Source organism: Synechococcus sp. OH20 (assembly GCF_047502685.1).
Lineage (GTDB): Bacteria > Cyanobacteriota > Cyanobacteriia > Thermostichales > Thermostichaceae > Thermostichus.
In genome coordinates, this window is sequence record NZ_JANSIQ010000030.1 from 111,969 (window position 1) to 127,600 (window position 15,632).

General features: G+C 60.3%; 14 protein-coding genes and 1 pseudogene. 12 read left to right on the forward strand and 3 right to left on the reverse strand.

Annotated features, from left to right (window positions below; translation table 11 throughout):
• Nucleotides 1–19: 19 nt before the first annotated feature.
• From NW826_RS06835 to ribB, 11 genes and pseudogenes are all read left to right on the forward strand, one after another.
• Nucleotides 20–364: an MgPME-cyclase complex family protein gene (locus NW826_RS06835; RefSeq protein WP_414334055.1), complete on the forward strand. Its 345-nt coding sequence runs from the start codon at nucleotides 20–22 to the stop codon at nucleotides 362–364.
• A 155-nt stretch (nucleotides 365–519) separates the two neighbouring features.
• The gene (locus NW826_RS06840; protein ID WP_414509751.1) at nucleotides 520–2,052 is read left to right on the forward strand and encodes an MFS transporter; all 1,533 of its coding nucleotides are present in this window, start codon (nucleotides 520–522) and stop codon (nucleotides 2,050–2,052) included.
• 112 nt (nucleotides 2,053–2,164) lie between these two features.
• Nucleotides 2,165–3,334: a glycosyltransferase family 4 protein gene (locus NW826_RS06845; RefSeq protein ID WP_414509752.1), complete on the forward strand. Its 1,170-nt coding sequence runs from the start codon at nucleotides 2,165–2,167 to the stop codon at nucleotides 3,332–3,334.
• A gap of 101 nt (nucleotides 3,335–3,435) precedes the next feature.
• Nucleotides 3,436–5,076 (forward strand): PP2C family protein-serine/threonine phosphatase, encoded by a 1,641-nt coding sequence (locus tag NW826_RS06850; RefSeq protein ID WP_414368007.1) that lies wholly within the window; start codon nucleotides 3,436–3,438, stop codon nucleotides 5,074–5,076.
• Between the two features lie 86 nt (nucleotides 5,077–5,162).
• On the forward strand, nucleotides 5,163–5,381 hold the full coding sequence (locus NW826_RS06855) for a hypothetical protein (RefSeq protein WP_414334049.1): 219 nt from the start codon (nucleotides 5,163–5,165) through the stop codon (nucleotides 5,379–5,381).
• Between the two features lie 86 nt (nucleotides 5,382–5,467).
• The gene (gene argH / locus NW826_RS06860) at nucleotides 5,468–6,928 is read left to right on the forward strand and encodes an argininosuccinate lyase (protein WP_414509753.1); all 1,461 of its coding nucleotides are present in this window, start codon (nucleotides 5,468–5,470) and stop codon (nucleotides 6,926–6,928) included.
• A gap of 121 nt (nucleotides 6,929–7,049) precedes the next feature.
• A complete protein-coding gene (locus NW826_RS06865) occupies nucleotides 7,050–7,331 on the forward strand; it encodes a DUF6464 family protein (RefSeq protein WP_414334045.1) in 282 nt (93 codons plus the stop codon).
• Between the two features lie 149 nt (nucleotides 7,332–7,480).
• A complete protein-coding gene (locus NW826_RS06870) occupies nucleotides 7,481–7,969 on the forward strand; it encodes a M67 family metallopeptidase (RefSeq protein WP_414334043.1) in 489 nt (162 codons plus the stop codon).
• Between the two features lie 223 nt (nucleotides 7,970–8,192).
• On the forward strand, nucleotides 8,193–8,474 hold the full coding sequence (locus NW826_RS06875; protein ID WP_414334041.1) for a MoaD/ThiS family protein: 282 nt from the start codon (nucleotides 8,193–8,195) through the stop codon (nucleotides 8,472–8,474).
• Nucleotides 8,475–8,476: 2 nt separating this feature from the next.
• The gene (gene moeB / locus NW826_RS06880) at nucleotides 8,477–9,634 is read left to right on the forward strand and encodes a molybdopterin-synthase adenylyltransferase MoeB (protein ID WP_414334040.1); all 1,158 of its coding nucleotides are present in this window, start codon (nucleotides 8,477–8,479) and stop codon (nucleotides 9,632–9,634) included.
• A 123-nt stretch (nucleotides 9,635–9,757) separates the two neighbouring features.
• A pseudogene (gene ribB / locus NW826_RS06885) lies at nucleotides 9,758–10,906 on the forward strand (3,4-dihydroxy-2-butanone-4-phosphate synthase); the annotation flags it as partial.
• A 42-nt stretch (nucleotides 10,907–10,948) separates the two neighbouring features.
• Here ribB and NW826_RS06890 read toward each other — a convergent pair.
• Nucleotides 10,949–11,383, reverse strand: coding sequence for a hypothetical protein (locus NW826_RS06890; protein ID WP_414509754.1), 435 nt, complete (start codon nucleotides 11,381–11,383; stop codon nucleotides 10,949–10,951).
• Nucleotides 11,384–11,523: 140 nt separating this feature from the next.
• Nucleotides 11,524–12,513, reverse strand: coding sequence for a GntR family transcriptional regulator (locus tag NW826_RS06895; RefSeq protein WP_414509755.1), 990 nt, complete (start codon nucleotides 12,511–12,513; stop codon nucleotides 11,524–11,526).
• 283 nt (nucleotides 12,514–12,796) lie between these two features.
• Here NW826_RS06895 and NW826_RS06900 point away from each other — a divergent pair, with 283 nt between their 5' ends.
• On the forward strand, nucleotides 12,797–13,375 hold the full coding sequence (locus tag NW826_RS06900) for a DoxX family protein (RefSeq protein WP_414509756.1): 579 nt from the start codon (nucleotides 12,797–12,799) through the stop codon (nucleotides 13,373–13,375).
• Nucleotides 13,376–13,400: 25 nt separating this feature from the next.
• Here the strand turns inward: NW826_RS06900 and NW826_RS06905 are convergent, their stop codons facing one another.
• Nucleotides 13,401–15,575, reverse strand: a complete 2,175-nt coding sequence (locus NW826_RS06905; protein ID WP_414509757.1) for an RNA degradosome polyphosphate kinase — start codon at nucleotides 15,573–15,575, stop codon at nucleotides 13,401–13,403.
• Nucleotides 15,576–15,632 lie beyond the last annotated feature (57 nt).

Genomic DNA, 15,632 nt, shown 5'->3' on the forward strand with positions numbered 1-15,632 from the left:
GCAGCTTCATAGCAACTTTATGTCTGTTGTCGAGCCGATGACCTATCACTTTGTCGTTGCCAGCCTGTCTTTCTTACGTTCTGAGCCCCTGGAAGAGGTGCTGGAGGAGCGTCGCCGACACTACGAGGAGCGCCGCCGCCCTGTCGATTTCTTCTGGGTGCCGCAGCCGGCTTTTATGGAAGCCCCACCGTTGAAGCCTTTGCGGGACAAGCTGAGCGGCCCACTGGGGGCAGTGGTCTCAACCAACGAGGATTTCATTCGCTGGCTGAAGGTGCGCCTGACTTTTGTAGAAATGGGCAGCTTCGTGGCTCCTAGCGAGTCGATCCCGGATCCCTTGCGCTCCTTATCTGCCGACAAAGGGTAAGCCTGCCGATTCCTAAGATTTGAATGGGTTGAGGGGAGGGCAGGCCAGGATAAGATCGGGGCACCCCATACCTGCCCTCCTTGGCTGACGGGATCCTCCGTTGTGGGGCCGACGTCGGGGAGGGGGGCAGGTCAGCCGCGGAGCACTATGACTTTATGACTTTGGAGCAACAATGGAACAGGCCGGAAGGAGGGGCAGAGGTCTGCCACCCCAACTCCTGCCTTCGGGATTTCCAGCCTGCATCAGCGCCAACTTGGGTGCTGAAGTCAGAAGCTCTCTTGCCTGAGCCGACAGCAAGCCCCACCCTGAGCTCGCCGGAGTGCTCCTCTGGGGATCCCTCACCAGATCCACTTCCCGAGGATCCCCAAAAAGAAGAGGAAAATCAAGGTTTATCTGAGCCGGGCCTGAGAAACTTTGTTGCTGTGCTGCGCCGACGCAATTTTCTGCTGCTGTGGACGGGGCAGGTGTGTTCGCAGTTGGCGGACAAAGTGTTGTTGGTGCTGCTGATTGGGTTGATTGCCCGCAAGTTTCAGCCAGAAGGAGCCTCTATTAGCGGTTGGGTCTCGGCCATCATGCTGACTTTTACGCTGCCGGCGATGCTACTGGGCAGCCTGGCAGGGGTATTTGTGGATCGCTGGCTAAAAAAAGGGGTGTTGGTGCTCTCCAACCTGGCGCGCGGGATCCTGGTGTTGCTGTTGCCGCTGCTGCTCTGGCTCACCGCCGGGCGCGACCTTTGGCCGGGGATCCCCTTGGGGTTTGTCGGGCTGTTGCTGGTGAGCCTTGCCGTCTCGACCCTGACCCAGTTTTTTGCTCCTGCTGAACAGGCGATTTTGCCCTTGATCCTGCCGAAGCGAGAGCTGCTGGCGGCCAATTCCCTCTACACCACCACGATGATGGCTTCGCTGATTGTTGGCTTTGCTGTGGGGGAACCGCTGTTAACCCTGGCGGATCATTGGGTGCGCCATTGGTTGCCGGGCTGGGAGGTGGGGCCGGAGCTGTTGGTGGGGGGAGCCTACCTCTTGGCCGGATCCCTGCTGTTGCTGCTACAACCCCACGAGAAGCTGGAGCCCCAGCCTTGGGAAGCCCCCCACCTTTGGGAAGATCTCCAGTTGGGCTTGCAATATGTCGGCCAGATGCCCCTGATCCGGGCTGCTCTGCTGCAGGTGGTGGTGCTCTACTCGCTGTTTGCGGCACTGGCCGTTTTGGCGGTGCGCATGGCCGAAGTGATGCCGGAGCTGAGGCCGGATCAGTTTGGGGTGTTGTTGGCCGCTGCCGGCCTGGGCATGGGGATCGGCGCCTTTTGGGTGGGGCATGCGGGCCGCCGGGTGAGCTGCCGCGCCTGGAGCGGGCTGGGATCCCTGCTGCTCTGTGGGTCTCTGGCAGCCCTATCTTGGACGACCCACTGGTTGTTGCTCAGCTTGGGCTGGATTGCTCTGTTAGGCTGTGGCGGGGCTTTGGTGGCGGTGCCGATGCAAACCTTGATCCAGGAGGAAACGCCAGATCATCTGCGAGGCAAGATTTTTGGGCTCCAGAACAATGTGGCCAATATCGCCCTCAGTTTGCCTCTGGTCTTGACGGGGTTGGCGGAAACCTACTTTGGCCTTTCCGGGATGTTTTTAGGCCTGTCTGCTCTGGCCGCTCTGGCGGGGCTGTACACCTGGAGCCTATTGGGCAGAGAAGGCCGGTGAAACCCTCTCAAAGCTGGGGCCAAGGCAGCAGCTAACTCTGCTACTCTTGTAGAGGCTCAAAAGTCGAGACCCTCCTTGCAGCTCGGCGCTTCGCCTTTGCGGGGATCCGCCCATGCACATCGCCTGGATAGGCAAGAAAACACCTTTCTGTGGCAATGTCACCTACAGCCGTGAGGTGACCAACGGCCTGTTGGATCGGGGACATCAAGTGAGCTTTTTTCACTTCACCAACGACGGCCAACCGCCCGCTTTGGATCCTGGAGGTGAAGGCTGGCGGGCAGAGCTGGATCGCCGCGACGTTTCCCTCCCCTGTCTGTATAAGTCGCAAATCTACACGATCCCGGCCCCCAACGCCAAGCGGGTGCTCACCCAGGCCCTCAGGGAACTGCAGCCGGATCTGGTACATGCCTCCTTGACGATTTCTCCCATTGACTTCGTGCTGCCGGAGATCTGTGCAGAGCTTAACCAGCCGCTGGTGGCCACTTTTCACCCGGCCTTCGACCGGCGGCGGCGCAACATCGCCTCCCGCACCCAATACTTGGCCTATCAACTCTACGCCCCTTGTCTGGCCAATTATCACCGCACCATTGTCTTCTCAGAGACGCAACGGGAGATCTTGGTCAAACTGGGGGTGCGTCCCCAGCAGGTGGTGGTCATTCCCAATGGCGTGGATGTGGACAAGTATTCGCCTGGGCCTTCAACGCTCAAACAGCGGTTGGGACTGGAGCGGATCTTTGTCTATCTGGGGCGGGTCTCGCCGGAGAAAAACCTGGAAGCCCTGCTCAAGGCTTGGAAACACTCCCAGATGGGGGAGAAGTGCGGTCTGCTGATTGTGGGGGATGGGCCGTTGCTCAACACCCTCAAGCCCTTCTATACCCTTCAACATGGGATCCACTGGCTGGGGTATATTGCCGACGAGCAGCAGCGCATCGAGATCTTGCGCGGGGCCGATGTGTTTGTTTTGCCCTCTTTGATCGAGGGGCTCTCTTTGTCCTTGCTGGAGGCGATGGCCTGCGGGCTGGCGGCGGTGGCCACCGATGTGGGCGCCGATGGCGAGGTTTTGGCGGATGGAGCCGGGATCCTGTTGGATCCGACACGGGTGACGGCGGAGCTGCAAACCCTGCTGCCTTTGCTGCGGGATCAACGGGAGTTTACCCAACTGCTGGGGATGAAGGCCCGCCGGCGGGTGCTGGAACGCTATACCCTCAGCCACAACATCAGTCGGGTGGAACAGCTCTACCGGGAGCTGTGCCAGGGATCCCGTCAGCATCGCCGGGCCTAAAGGAGGAAGTCGAAAGCGAGGCAGAACTTTTGTGTAGAGCTTGTGATATTTTTGCTAAGCTGTTTCGTTACGTTTCCAAGGGATTAACGCCAGCCTTCCCGATGGATGCTCACAGCCCCCAAAAGGCCGTTTCGGCACAGCTATCCGGCTCCTCGTGGTCGGAGCCTTTGCTTGGCCAGGATTTGCCCCCCAATCCTCCAGTTCCCTCCCTGGAGAACTCGGGCGACTTACGCTCAGCTCAGGCCAGCCCGGATCCGGTTGGCGTTACGTCTGATGAGGTGGAGCTGCCGGAGGTCAAGCCTGCCATTGTGCCTGCCCCTGCAATGCCGGATCGGGTGGCAATGGGGAGAGACCAGTATCGGATGCAGTATTTGCTGGCGTGGTTAGCCTTTGCCCTCCGCTCCTTTAACAACTTGAATCAGATCCTGGAGCTGACGGCTTTTGTGGCCAGCCAACTGACCGATGCCGAAGGCGGAGCCCTGGTTTTGTTCAACCCCAACGGCACCATTCAGTTGGATCAACTGCATTGCTCGGATCTCCACCACCGCGAACAGATTCGGGCTGAGATGGAGCAGATTGCCCAAACCCTCTCGGCTCAGGAGCCCATGCTCAAAACGGCGGGATCCCTGTCCGTCAAAATCCCTGCCCTCGAACACCTGTTGGACGAGCGGTTTCGCCAGAGCTTAGGGCCAGATGTGCGCCTCTTCGGCACGCCCTTGTTGATCCGCAACTCTGTCCAGGGTCGCTTGTACGTCTTCAGCCGTCAGCCCGGCTACCACTGGGATGAACGCCGCCAACAACTGTTGCGCCTGGTCGCCGATCAGGCAGGCGTGGCCATCGAAAACGACCGCTTGACGGCAGCCTTGCGCCGCAAAGTGGCCCTAGAAAAAGAAATGGAGATCGGCTCTTACATCCAGGCTCAATTGCTACCGCAGGAGTACCCGCAAGTCAAAGGCATTCGCCTGGCAGCTCGTTGCCGTGTGGCCAGCAAAGTGGGAGGCGACTACTACGATTTCATCAAGATTCCAGAAAAATCAGATCCGGCTGCCTCTCCACCCTCATCTGAAAAGCTGGCCATCGTCATTGGGGATGTGATGGGCAAAGGGGTGCCCGCCGGCCTGTTGATGAGCATGACCCGAGCCATGGTGCGGGCAGAAGCTCTCAACCGTCATTCCCCAGCCCGCGTTCTGCAACATCTGAACCGGGCCATGTACAGCGACCTGGAGCACTCCAATCGCTTCATCAGCCTGTTTTATTCAGAGTACGATCCCCACTCCCATCGCCTTTGCTTTAGCAACGCGGCCCACAACCCTACCCTGTGGTGGCAGGCCCGCACCCGCGAGATTCAACCCCTGGACACAGAAGGGGCGCTGATCGGCTTGGAGGAAAACAGCCACTACTCGGAAAGCTGCGTGCAACTGCAACCCGGAGATGTGGTGGTGTACTACACCGACGGCTACACCGAGGCTGCCAACAGCCGCGGGGAGCGCTTGGAAACCTCTGGGCTCATGGATGCCATCCAGCATGCTGCCTGTCGCTACGACTCCCCCGAAGACATCTTGGAGAGCTTGTTTGAGCAGATGGATGCTTTCCGAGGTCGCCAGGGATCCCCTCCTCTGACCCTGTTGCCGCCGGACGATCCAGAGCTGCTATTGCAAGATGAGATTTCCCTGCGGCCTGAGCCTGTGGACGATACCACACTGGTGGTGTTGAAGGTGTTGCCCGACTCTGAGCCAAAATAGCTAAAAAAGTTCGAACTCAGGGTACGCTCTAGCTAGTACAGGGCTGGCTCCCCTGCTTCCCGGTTATCTACACCTTAGGCATAGCCATGAACTTCTCTTCCTCTGGGTCTGAAACCACTTCGGTTTACTTGCCGGCTCCTGCTGCTTTCCAGACAAAAATGATGGTCGGGCAGGTGTTCCGGCAGGATGTGCTGGGCGATATCCGCAAGGGTTGGAATGGCTTTGTGGAGTCGGGCCAAATTTGGGCGCTTTTGATAGGGATCGTGGTGGGCTATATGCTCAAGAGCATCACCAGCTCCCACTAGTTGCTCTGGCCGGATCCAGTTGGCCTGAGGCGGCGGGGTTTTAGCCGTCGGTTCTTGATTTTTGTGTTTTTTCCACAACTGCAGCGGTGGTCAATCCTTCTCCCCATTCTCCCAGTTCTGAGCCGACAGCGACGGTTACCCCACGCCCCTGGAGCCAGCGCTTTGAGGGATCCCTGCATCCTGCCATCGCCCGCTTCAACGCCAGCATCGGCTTCGACATCCGCCTTTTGCCCTACGATGTGGCCGGATCCCTGGCTCATGTGCAGATGTTGGCCGCTTGCGGCATTCTGACCCGGCCAGAGGCCGACCAGATCCGGCAGGGGCTGGAGCAGATCCAACAGGAAGCGGCTGCCGGCACCTTCCGTCCCGATCCAGAGGCCGAGGATGTCCACTATGCCGTCGAGCGCCGTTTGGTGGCCTTGGTGGGGGAGGTGGGCAAAAAACTGCACACGGGGCGCTCCCGCAACGACCAAGTGGCTACCGATCTGCGCCTCTATCTGCGGGATCACATCGATCACCTGCGGCAGGCCCTCTGGGAGCTGCGGGGAGTCTTGCTGGACTTGGCCGAGCAGCATCTGGAGACGATCCTGCCCGGCTACACCCATCTGCAACGGGCTCAGCCGATCAGCCTGGCCCACCACCTTTTGGCCTATGAAGAAATGCTCTGGCGAGACTGGCAACGGCTGGGGCGGGTGCGGGAAGAGGTGAATGTCTGTCCCCTCGGCTCCGGGGCCTTGGCCGGCACTTCCCTGCCCATCGATCGGCAGCTCACTGCCCATCTGCTGGGATTTGAGCGCATCAGCGCCAACAGCTTGGATGCCGTCAGCGACCGCGACTACCTGGTGGAGTTTCACACCGCCGCCAGCTTGATTTTGGTTCACCTCAGTCGCCTCTCGGAAGAGCTTGTCCTCTGGGCCTCGCAGGAGTTCGGCTTTGTCGTCCTCACCGATGCCTGTGCCACCGGCTCCAGCCTCATGCCCCAGAAGAAAAACCCCGATGTGCCGGAATTGGTGCGCGGCAAGGCGGGGCGGGTGTTTGGCCATCTCCAAGCTTTGCTGGTCACCTTGAAGGGGCTGCCGCTGGCCTACAACAAAGATCTCCAAGAAGACAAAGAGGGGCTATTCGATACGGTCGAGACCTTAAAAGCCTGCCTGGAGGCGATGACCATCCTGCTGCGGGAAGGGATCCAATTTCAGCCTGAGCGCATGGCCGCTGCTGTGCAGGAGGATTTCTCCAACGCCACCGATGTGGCCGACTACTTGGTGCGCAAAGGGATCCCCTTTCGCGCTGCCCATGACCTGGTGGGCCAGATCGTGCGCATTTGTTTGGCAGAGGGGATCCTGCTAAAGGATCTGCCCTTGGAGCGCTGGAAAACTTTCCACCCGGCTTTTGAGGAGGACATTGCGGCGGCCATCGATCCCCGCCAGGTGGTGGCGGCGCGGCGCAGCGCCGGAGGAACGGGCTTTGCCGTAGTACGGGAAGCCCTACAACAGGCCCAGGCCCGCCACCAGCAGCCAGCGCCCTCGGAAGGAACGTCACAAACTTAAACTTAACTCAAGGAGCGTTTGCAATGTTTGGGTTTTCCTCGCCAGGGTGTGCCATCCTGAGGTTCTGAGCCGCTCCAACACAATTCCCAGCTTGTTGGCCTCTGCTCTGGGTGACCGTTTCATGTTGGATAACCTCACCGCCCATATCCTCGAAAATGCGGCCAAGCGTCGCTGGCGAGAACGCGCCTACAGCCGATTTTTGCAGGACTGGCGACGACAAGTGGTGCTGCTGCGCCGTCAACGGGCCGGGGAACTGGGCCCCCCTCTGGGGGATCCCACCTGTGTTTTCAGCGCCCACTCGGCTTGGTTGCGCTGCGCCGTCAATCCACGGGGGCCGTGCCAGGGCTGCCCCCACTATGCCGCGGCTCCAAAACCCGCTCCAACTCTAGAGTCGCTCCATTAGAGGGATCCGACCGCTGGCGTCGGCACCATCGGGCCGCGCTCCCCCAAGCTGCGTCGAGTCGAGGACCCCGCTGTAGCCAAGTTGAGGGATCCCCGGCCAATTTGTGCCACAATAAAAGAACGGTAACTCCATCGACAAAAGCGAGATTCATGGCCCTTCACCTCTCGGCAGAGCACCTTCGCGCCATCCGCCAGCAGGGCGAGCAGGCCTTTCCCTACGAGGGCTGCGGCATTTTAATTGGCGAGCTCAAAGGATCGGATAAGATCGTCCACGAGCTGTGGCCGGCGGCCAACACCTGGGATCAAGCTGAAAACCCCTTAGCAGACGGAGAATCCAGCCGCCGCCGCTTCTTGATCGAGCCGGCAGTTTTCAAGCGGGCCAACGACCATGCTGTGCGCAGAGGGTTGGGGATCCTGGGCACCTATCACTCTCACCCCAACCATGCGGCTATTCCCTCGGAGTTCGATCGGCAGCACGCCTTTCCTTGGGGCTTTTCCTGTGTGATCGTCAGTGTGCGCGAGGGCAAAGCAGAAGAGGTGGTCAGTTGGGTTTTGGATGAGCAGGAGCAACCCCAGCGGGAGCCGATGCAAATTTTGGAAGATGCGGCCCTTGCCGCGCTGCCAGTTTTGGCCGGCTAGGGCCGGGCGTCGGTGGCCCTGATCTTCTAGCTTGAGGTGAGATCTGGGGCTGAGTTCCGTTGCGATCCCGGTTGGACAAGCCGGTGTGGAGAGAGTGAGTGGTGCCGGAAAAGCGGTAGTCTGAACTGGAGAGGTGACATAACTGCAAGCAGGTAGGTCCGCCAGATCGGCTCGGAACCTCAAAAATGAACCAGAGATCGCTAGAATCCTTCCCTGAACTCCCATGGCAACCAAAATCTTAATCCCCGCCCCCCTGCGCCCCTACACCGACAACCTGGAAGCTGTTGAGATCGAGGGCAGCAACGTCGGCGAAGTGATGCGCAACCTCATCGCCCGCTACGGCGAACTGAAGCGCCACCTCTACACCGAGGACGGCAAGCTGCGCAATTTCGTCAACGTTTACCTCAATGACGAGGACGTGCGCACTTTGACCCAAGGCGACAACACCCCCGTGGGAGAACAAGCCGTCATCAGCATTGTTCCTGCTATTGCCGGAGGGCTTTGACTATGCTGAACCTGGACACCAGCCAAGTCAGCCTCTCCCGCGAGGAGATGGAGCGGTTTTCTCGCCATTTGATCCTGCCGGAGGTGGGCCTGGAAGGACAAAAGCGGCTGAAAGCGGGCAAGGTGCTCTGCATCGGCACAGGCGGCCTCGGCTCACCCCTGTTGCTGTACTTGGCGGCAGCCGGCGTGGGGCGGATCGGCATCGTCGATTTCGATGTGGTGGACGTGTCGAACCTGCAGCGGCAGGTGATCCACGGCACTTCCTGGGTGGGCAAGCCCAAGGTGGAATCGGCCAAGAACCGCATCCTGGAGATCAACCCCTATTGCCAGGTGGACGTTTACAACACCGCTCTGAAGGCCCACAACGCCCTGGAGCTGTTTGCCAACTACGACGTGATCGTGGACGGTACCGATAATTTCCCCACCCGCTACCTGGTCAACGATGCCTGTGTGCTGACGGGCAAGCCCAATGTCTACGGCTCGATCTTCCGCTTTGAAGGGCAGGCGACGGTCTTCAACTACGAGGATGGGCCCAACTACCGCGATCTCTACCCCGAGCCACCCCCACCAGGATTGGTGCCTTCCTGTGCCGAGGGGGGAGTGCTGGGGATCCTGCCCGGCATCATCGGCCTCATTCAAGCTACGGAGACTGTGAAGATCCTGTTGGGCATCGGCACGACCCTGAGCGGGCGGCTGCTGCTCTACGATGCTCTAAAAATGAGCTTCCGCGAGCTAAAGCTGCGCAAAAACCCTGCCACCCCGCCCATCACTCAACTTATCGACTACGAGCAGTTCTGCGGGATCCCGCAAGCGCAAGCCAGCCAAGCGGAGATCCCGGAGATCAGTGTGGCCGAGCTGAAGGCGCGGATGGATGCCGGCAAAGATTTTGTGTTGATCGACGTGCGCAACCCCAACGAGTGGGAGATCGGTCGGATCCCTGGCGCCCACCTGATCCCGTTGCCGCAAATCGAAAATGGCGATGGGGTGGAGCAGGTGCGCAAGCTGCTCAATGGCTCGGAGCTGATCGTCCACTGCAAGAGTGGAGTGCGCTCGGCTAAGGCCTTGAAGATCCTACAAACTGCTGGGATCGCGGGGAAAAATCTACGCGGTGGCATCCTCGCCTGGGCTGAGGCTTACGATCCCTCGATTCCCAAGTACTGAGACAACTTCCGGATCCCTGGTCCAGGATATGATGGCTCCGCTGCCCAGAACCGGCTGTGCCCAATATCTCCCTTTTGCGTCCCTTTTTCCATGAGTGCCACTTTGCCGGCAGAGACAGAAACCATCTTTCACTCCATCCCCGAAGCCCTGGAAGACCTCAAGTGTGGCCGCATGGTCATCGTGGTCGATGACGAAAATCGGGAAAACGAAGGGGATCTGATCTGTGCTGCCCAGTTTGCCACGCCAGAGGTGATCAACTTCATGGCCACCCATGGGCGGGGCCTCATTTGTCTAGCCATGCAGGGATCCCGTCTGGACGAGCTGAAGATCCCGCTGATGGTGGGGCAAAACACCGACAGCAACCAGACTGCCTTTACCGTCAGCATCGACGCCGGGCCAGAGTTAGGGGTTTCGACGGGCATTTCCGCCGCCGATCGCTCCCGCACCATCCAGGCGGCCATCCACCCCCATACGCGACCGGAAGATCTGCGTCGCCCTGGGCATGTCTTTCCGCTGCGGGCGCGGGAAGGCGGGGTGCTCAAACGGGCCGGCCACACAGAAGCGGCGGTGGATCTGGCGCTGCTGGCCGGGCTGTACCCGGCAGGGGTGATCTGCGAGATCCAAAACCCGGATGGCTCGATGGCCCGCCTGCCCCAGTTGGTCGAGTTCGCCCACCAGCATAATTTGAAGATCATCACCATCGCCCATCTGATCGAGTACCGCTTGCGCACCGAACGGCTGGTGCATCGGGGGGCTACTGCCACCTTGCCGACGGAGTTTGGCCGGTTTCAGGTCTACGGCTACCGCGACAGCCTCAACCAGGTGGAGCACCTGGCGCTGGTGAAGGGGGATCCGACCCAATTTGCCGCCGAGCCCGTCCTGGTGCGCGTGCATGTGGAATGCCCCCTGGGGGATGCGCTGGGATCCCTGCGCTGCGACTGCCGCCGCCAATTGACCGCCGCCCTGAAGATGATCGACCACCAGGGCAAGGGGGTGCTGGTGTACCTGCGCCGGCAAGAGCAGGAGCTTAGCCTCATCCAGCAAATTCAGTCCTATGCCCTGCAGGATCTGGGGCTAGCTGAAACCGCGCCGCCGGCAGCGATGGATCTGCGGGATTACGGCATTGGCGCCCAGATCCTACGCGATGTGGGGGTGCGCCAAATGCGCTTGATCAGCAACACCTCTCGCCACATCAGCGGCTTGAAAGGATTTGGCCTGGAAGTGGCCGAGCGGGTGCCCTTGCTGGTGGAAGAGCCGGATCTCAATTTGCACGTGCAGCCATCCTGTTCTCTAGAAAACGCGACCCATTCCGGCTTAAGCCTGTAGAGCGTTGTAGGGCCGGGCGGTGTGGTGGAACAGGGGCCGCGGTGCAGCCGGTTCGTCCTCGACCCCATAAGCCTTGCATCCCCAGTGCCAGAACGACCAGGAAGGACGTTTGGGCAAAGATGGAGCCAGGCGCGCTGGCAAGACAGAGTCCCTGGCCGTGGGGCTCAAGAGGGGCTTTGGCAAGACGGGAATGTCGGATCCCACCTGCGACCACACCTCGTAGCTCTGGGATCGCACCACCACAATGCTGATCAGGGAGCCGCGATCCATGTCGTAGCGGCAACTGTCGATGGCGTCCTGCAGCCGAGAAAAGCTGCGGTTAAAGACGTAAAAATGGCCCTGAAAGCGGATGGCTTCCCAGAAACCTTCCCGTGTCACCGCCACATGGTCGCGATCGGCGGCGGCGTAGTCGAGGATCACCATACGTGTAAAGACTGATTAGCGATGGATCAGATTAGGTTGGCCTTCACCGTATTTCCACTTAAGCACACCATTGCACAGCCCGTCATCCGCGAAATGGCCTGCCTGCAACAAGACTTAAGGCGTTTTCTCGCCCTTGCTCCTCATGGGATCCCGCCTAATTCCCGTCGCAGCTCGGCCATGGCTGCTTCTCCAATGTGGGGGGTGGCGCAGACCAGGTGGGGCGTGCGGATCAGGTCGGGTCGGGCTTGGCGCACTAGGGCGCGCAGGGTGGGGTAGCTGGCCTCGTCGCAGATGAGGGTGTGGGCGCGGCGGATCAGGGATCCCACCCGCTCGGCATCGGAAATCACCGCCGTCAGCACCAGCAGGTCTCCCCGCAGGCTGTGGACAATCACCTCGGCAACTTCCAGGAGGGCGGTGCTGATGCTCACCAGCCCTAGACAGGCGTGGGGAGGCAATTGGCGAATCAGGGCAATTTCGCGGGCGTAGTCAGATACCTCCACCGGGAGAACACGGGCCCCCCGCGGCTGGGCAATGGCCTCGACGGCGCTGAGAAAATAGTGGAGCGTCACCACAGTGCCGGAATGGATTTGATCCAGCACGGCGGCCAGATCCTCTAGGGGCACCAACTGCACCCGGATGCCCAAAGTCTGTTGGATTTGTTGGGCCATCAGTTGTCCTGTGCCCAGATCCCGATTGGGCACGCACACCAGCACTTGGGCACTGCAGCGCAACCGCCAGTCGATCTCCGCCAGCAGCAGATCCCGCACCTGCTCCAGAGAAAAGCCCTGTTGCTGAAGCTGATCGATACCCTGGCGCACCTGCTGCAGGGCTTGTTGGGATCGATCCAGGTTTTCGCCCAGACTACAAGAGCGGTTAACCGCCTGGCGGGCGGAGCCGCTGACGTAAATGCCAGATCCAGCGCGCGTTTCCACCAGACCCATGGCCTCCAGTTGGTGGTAAACCTTGTGGATGGTGTTGCGGTGCAGGCCCGTCTGCATGGCCAACTGACGGGTGCTGGGCAGGCGATAGCCGGGAGGAAATTGCCCGCAGGCAATGCCAAAACAGAGTAAGTTGAAGAGCTGGACAGAGCCAGGGATCCCGCTCTCCGGCTGAATAGAAATGCGCATCATGGCCCGCCTGAAGAAACGAACCTAGTTGTTAGAGAGACCCAAAGACACGGGACTTTTGCCAAAAGAATTGCACCAACACCCCTAAGGATAGGCACTCGAGAACTGCTCTGGCGAGCTTTGTCCAGACGGGCACAGGGATCCCCTCTGTTGCCGCGCCCACCCCCAACCCGATGGCCGAGGATCCGGCCTCTGCATTCCAAGGCGGGGGATCCCGCCCTGGCCTTGTTACAGAAATTTAGAATCGTTACAATAGTTAGCATCTTTGCATTGCAGGTTTCATCTTATGGCACTCACTCAGCGCTTTCCCGTGCTGTTCGTTTCAGTTTTGCGTCACGACAGCGTAGCCCCGCGCTGGTCTCAAGTGGCGTGGACCGTCTTGCGGGTGGTGGCAGGGCTATTCATGATTCACAACGGCCTCGACAAACTGGCTGATATCGAGGGGTTTGCAACGGCTTATGTAGAAGTGATCGGGTTGCCTTTCCCGGTCTTTTTTGCTTATGTAGCTGCCTATACTGAACTGATCGCAGCTCCGCTGGTGGCAGTGGGTTTGTTGACCCGCGCAGCGGCGTTGGGTTTGTTCGCCACGATGGCGGTGGCCATGTTCCACCACATCAAGGTGGCCGGCTTCAGCGTTCCTTATCTGGAGCTATCGGCTATCTACGCGGCCATCTTCTTGGCCTTTGCGGTGAATGGCGGCGGCTGGTTCTCTTTGGATCAGCTCTTGGCGAACGGTATTGAGGCGGGGCTGAACCGCTCCAGCCGACAAAAGTTGGAGAGCCTGGAGTCTTCGTTGCAGGCCACTGAGAAGGTAATTGCGCTGGGGGATCAAGAGGCTGAAGCCGCCGAAACCCCTCGCTCCTGAGCCAACTCAGGGACGGGGGTGAGGGCTAAAGGCGGCTGGCGGCTCGCTCCATCAGGCGTTGGTGGGTGGAGCGCACCGGCTCTCCCGGCCTAGGCTGCCGCTGCACATAGGTGCCATCGGGGCGCAGCTCCCAGGCCTGCCGGTTATCCGTCAGACAAATCTCCAAGATCGCCTTCAGCTCTTGCTGCAACAGGGGATCCTCTACAGGGGTCACCACCTCGACGCGGCGATCCAGGTTGCGGGTCATGTAGTCGGCGCTGCCGATGAAGTACTCTTCCTGGCCGTCGTTGTAGAAGTAGAAGATGCGGGAGTGCTCCAAAAAGCGCCCGATGATGCTGATAACGCGGATGCGCTCGCTCAGGCCCGGGATCCCTGGTTTTAGGCAGCACATGCCTCGCACAATGAGATCAATCTCCACCCCTGCCTGGCTAGCCTCGTAGAGCACTTGGATCATGCGTGGGTCGGTGAGGGAGTTGACCTTGACGATGATGCGCCCTTGGCGTCCTGCCTGGGCATGGCGCATCTCTCGCCGGATCAAGGCTTCCATGCCCTGGCGCAAGGTACGGGGGGCCACCAGCAGCTTGCGGAAGTGCCGCTGCCGCGAGTAGCCGGTTAGCAGGTTAAACAACTCGGTTACATCGTTGCAGAGGGTCTCGTTGCAGGTGAACAGGCCCAGATCGGTGTAGATACGGGCGGTCTTGGGGTTGTAGTTGCCGGTGCCGATGTGGACATAGCGCCGCAGGGATCCCCCCTCTTCCCGCACCACCAGGGCCAACTTGCAGTGGATCTTCAGCCCTGGCAGGCCATAGGCCACGTGCACCCCGGCTTTTTCCAGCTTCTTGGCCCAGAGGATGTTGTTTTCTTCGTCGAAACGGGCCTTCAGCTCCACCAGAGCGGCCACCTGCTTGCCGTTTTCGGCAGCCTGGATGAGGGATCCCACCACCGACGAATCGCCAGAGGTGCGGTAGAGGGTTTGCTTGATGGTGAGCACCTGCGGATCGTTGGCCGCCTCCTCCAGAAACCGTTCCACACTGGCAGCAAAGGAGTCGTAGGGGTGATGCACCAGCAGATCCCCTTCCCGGATGACGGAGAAGATATCCACCGGCTCGTCGCTCACCGAAGCGGTACGCAGGCGAGGCGGCGTGACGGGCCCCCAGGGAGGATCTTTTAAATCGGGTCGATCCAGGCTGAGAAAAGCCATCACCCCCCCCATGCTCAAAAGGCCATCCACCTCGTACACGGAGTCGCTGTCGAGGCGCAGCTCTTCGCAGAGCCGCTGTCGAATGGCAGACGGCATGGACTTGGCAATCTCCATGCGCACCACCGAGCCGAAGCGGCGCTTGCGCAGCTCTTCTTGAATGGCCGCGAGCAGATCGTCGGCTTCGTCCTCTTGGATTTCCAGATCGGCACCGCGGGTGATGCGGAAGGGGTAGTACTCCAGCACTTCCATGCCCACGAACAGCGCCTCCAGGTGGTGGGCAATCACCTGCTCCAGCGGCACAAAGCTTACCCCGTCCCGCAGCGGCACAAAGCGAGGCAGGGTGCTGGGCACCTTGATGCGGGCAAAGTGTTCCCTGCCGGTTTCCGGATCCCGCACCACCACCGCCAAGCTGAGGCTGAGGTTGGAGATGTAGGGGAAAGGATGGCCCGGATCCACCGCCAAGGGAGTGAGCACGGGAAACAACCGTTGGTCGAAATACTCCCGCAGCTCCTGCCGCTCCGGCTCGGCCAGCTCAGAAAAATCGCGGATGTGAATGCCTTGTTCCGCCAGCTTAGGCACCAATTCCTGCCGAAAACACTCGTGTACCTTTTGAATCAGGGGGCGCAGGTGCTGGGAAATCTGCCGCAGCTGCTGCTGCGGCGTGAGGCCATCGGGGGTCGGCAGCAGCACGCCTGTTTCCAACTGACGGCGGATCACCGCCACCCGCACCATAAAGAACTCGTCCAGGTTGCTTTCGAAAATAGCCAGGAACTTCAGCCGCTCCAAGAGGGGGGTGCGCTCGTCCAGGGCCTCGTGCAAAACCCGGGCGTTGAACTCAATCCAGCTCAGCTCCCGGTTGAAGTAGTGCTCCGGCAAGGCATAGCCCTCCTGGATGGGCGCAGTCGGGATCCCTGGCTGGCCGGCATTGGGGGGGCAACCTGTCGCATCGGGGTTGCGGGGCGACAAGGAGGAGTCCGTTTCCTTGGGGCGCGGAGTCATGGTGGCCGAGATCTGGGTTGTCTCAAAGCGTCAACAACGGCTGGAGCCGACCCAATC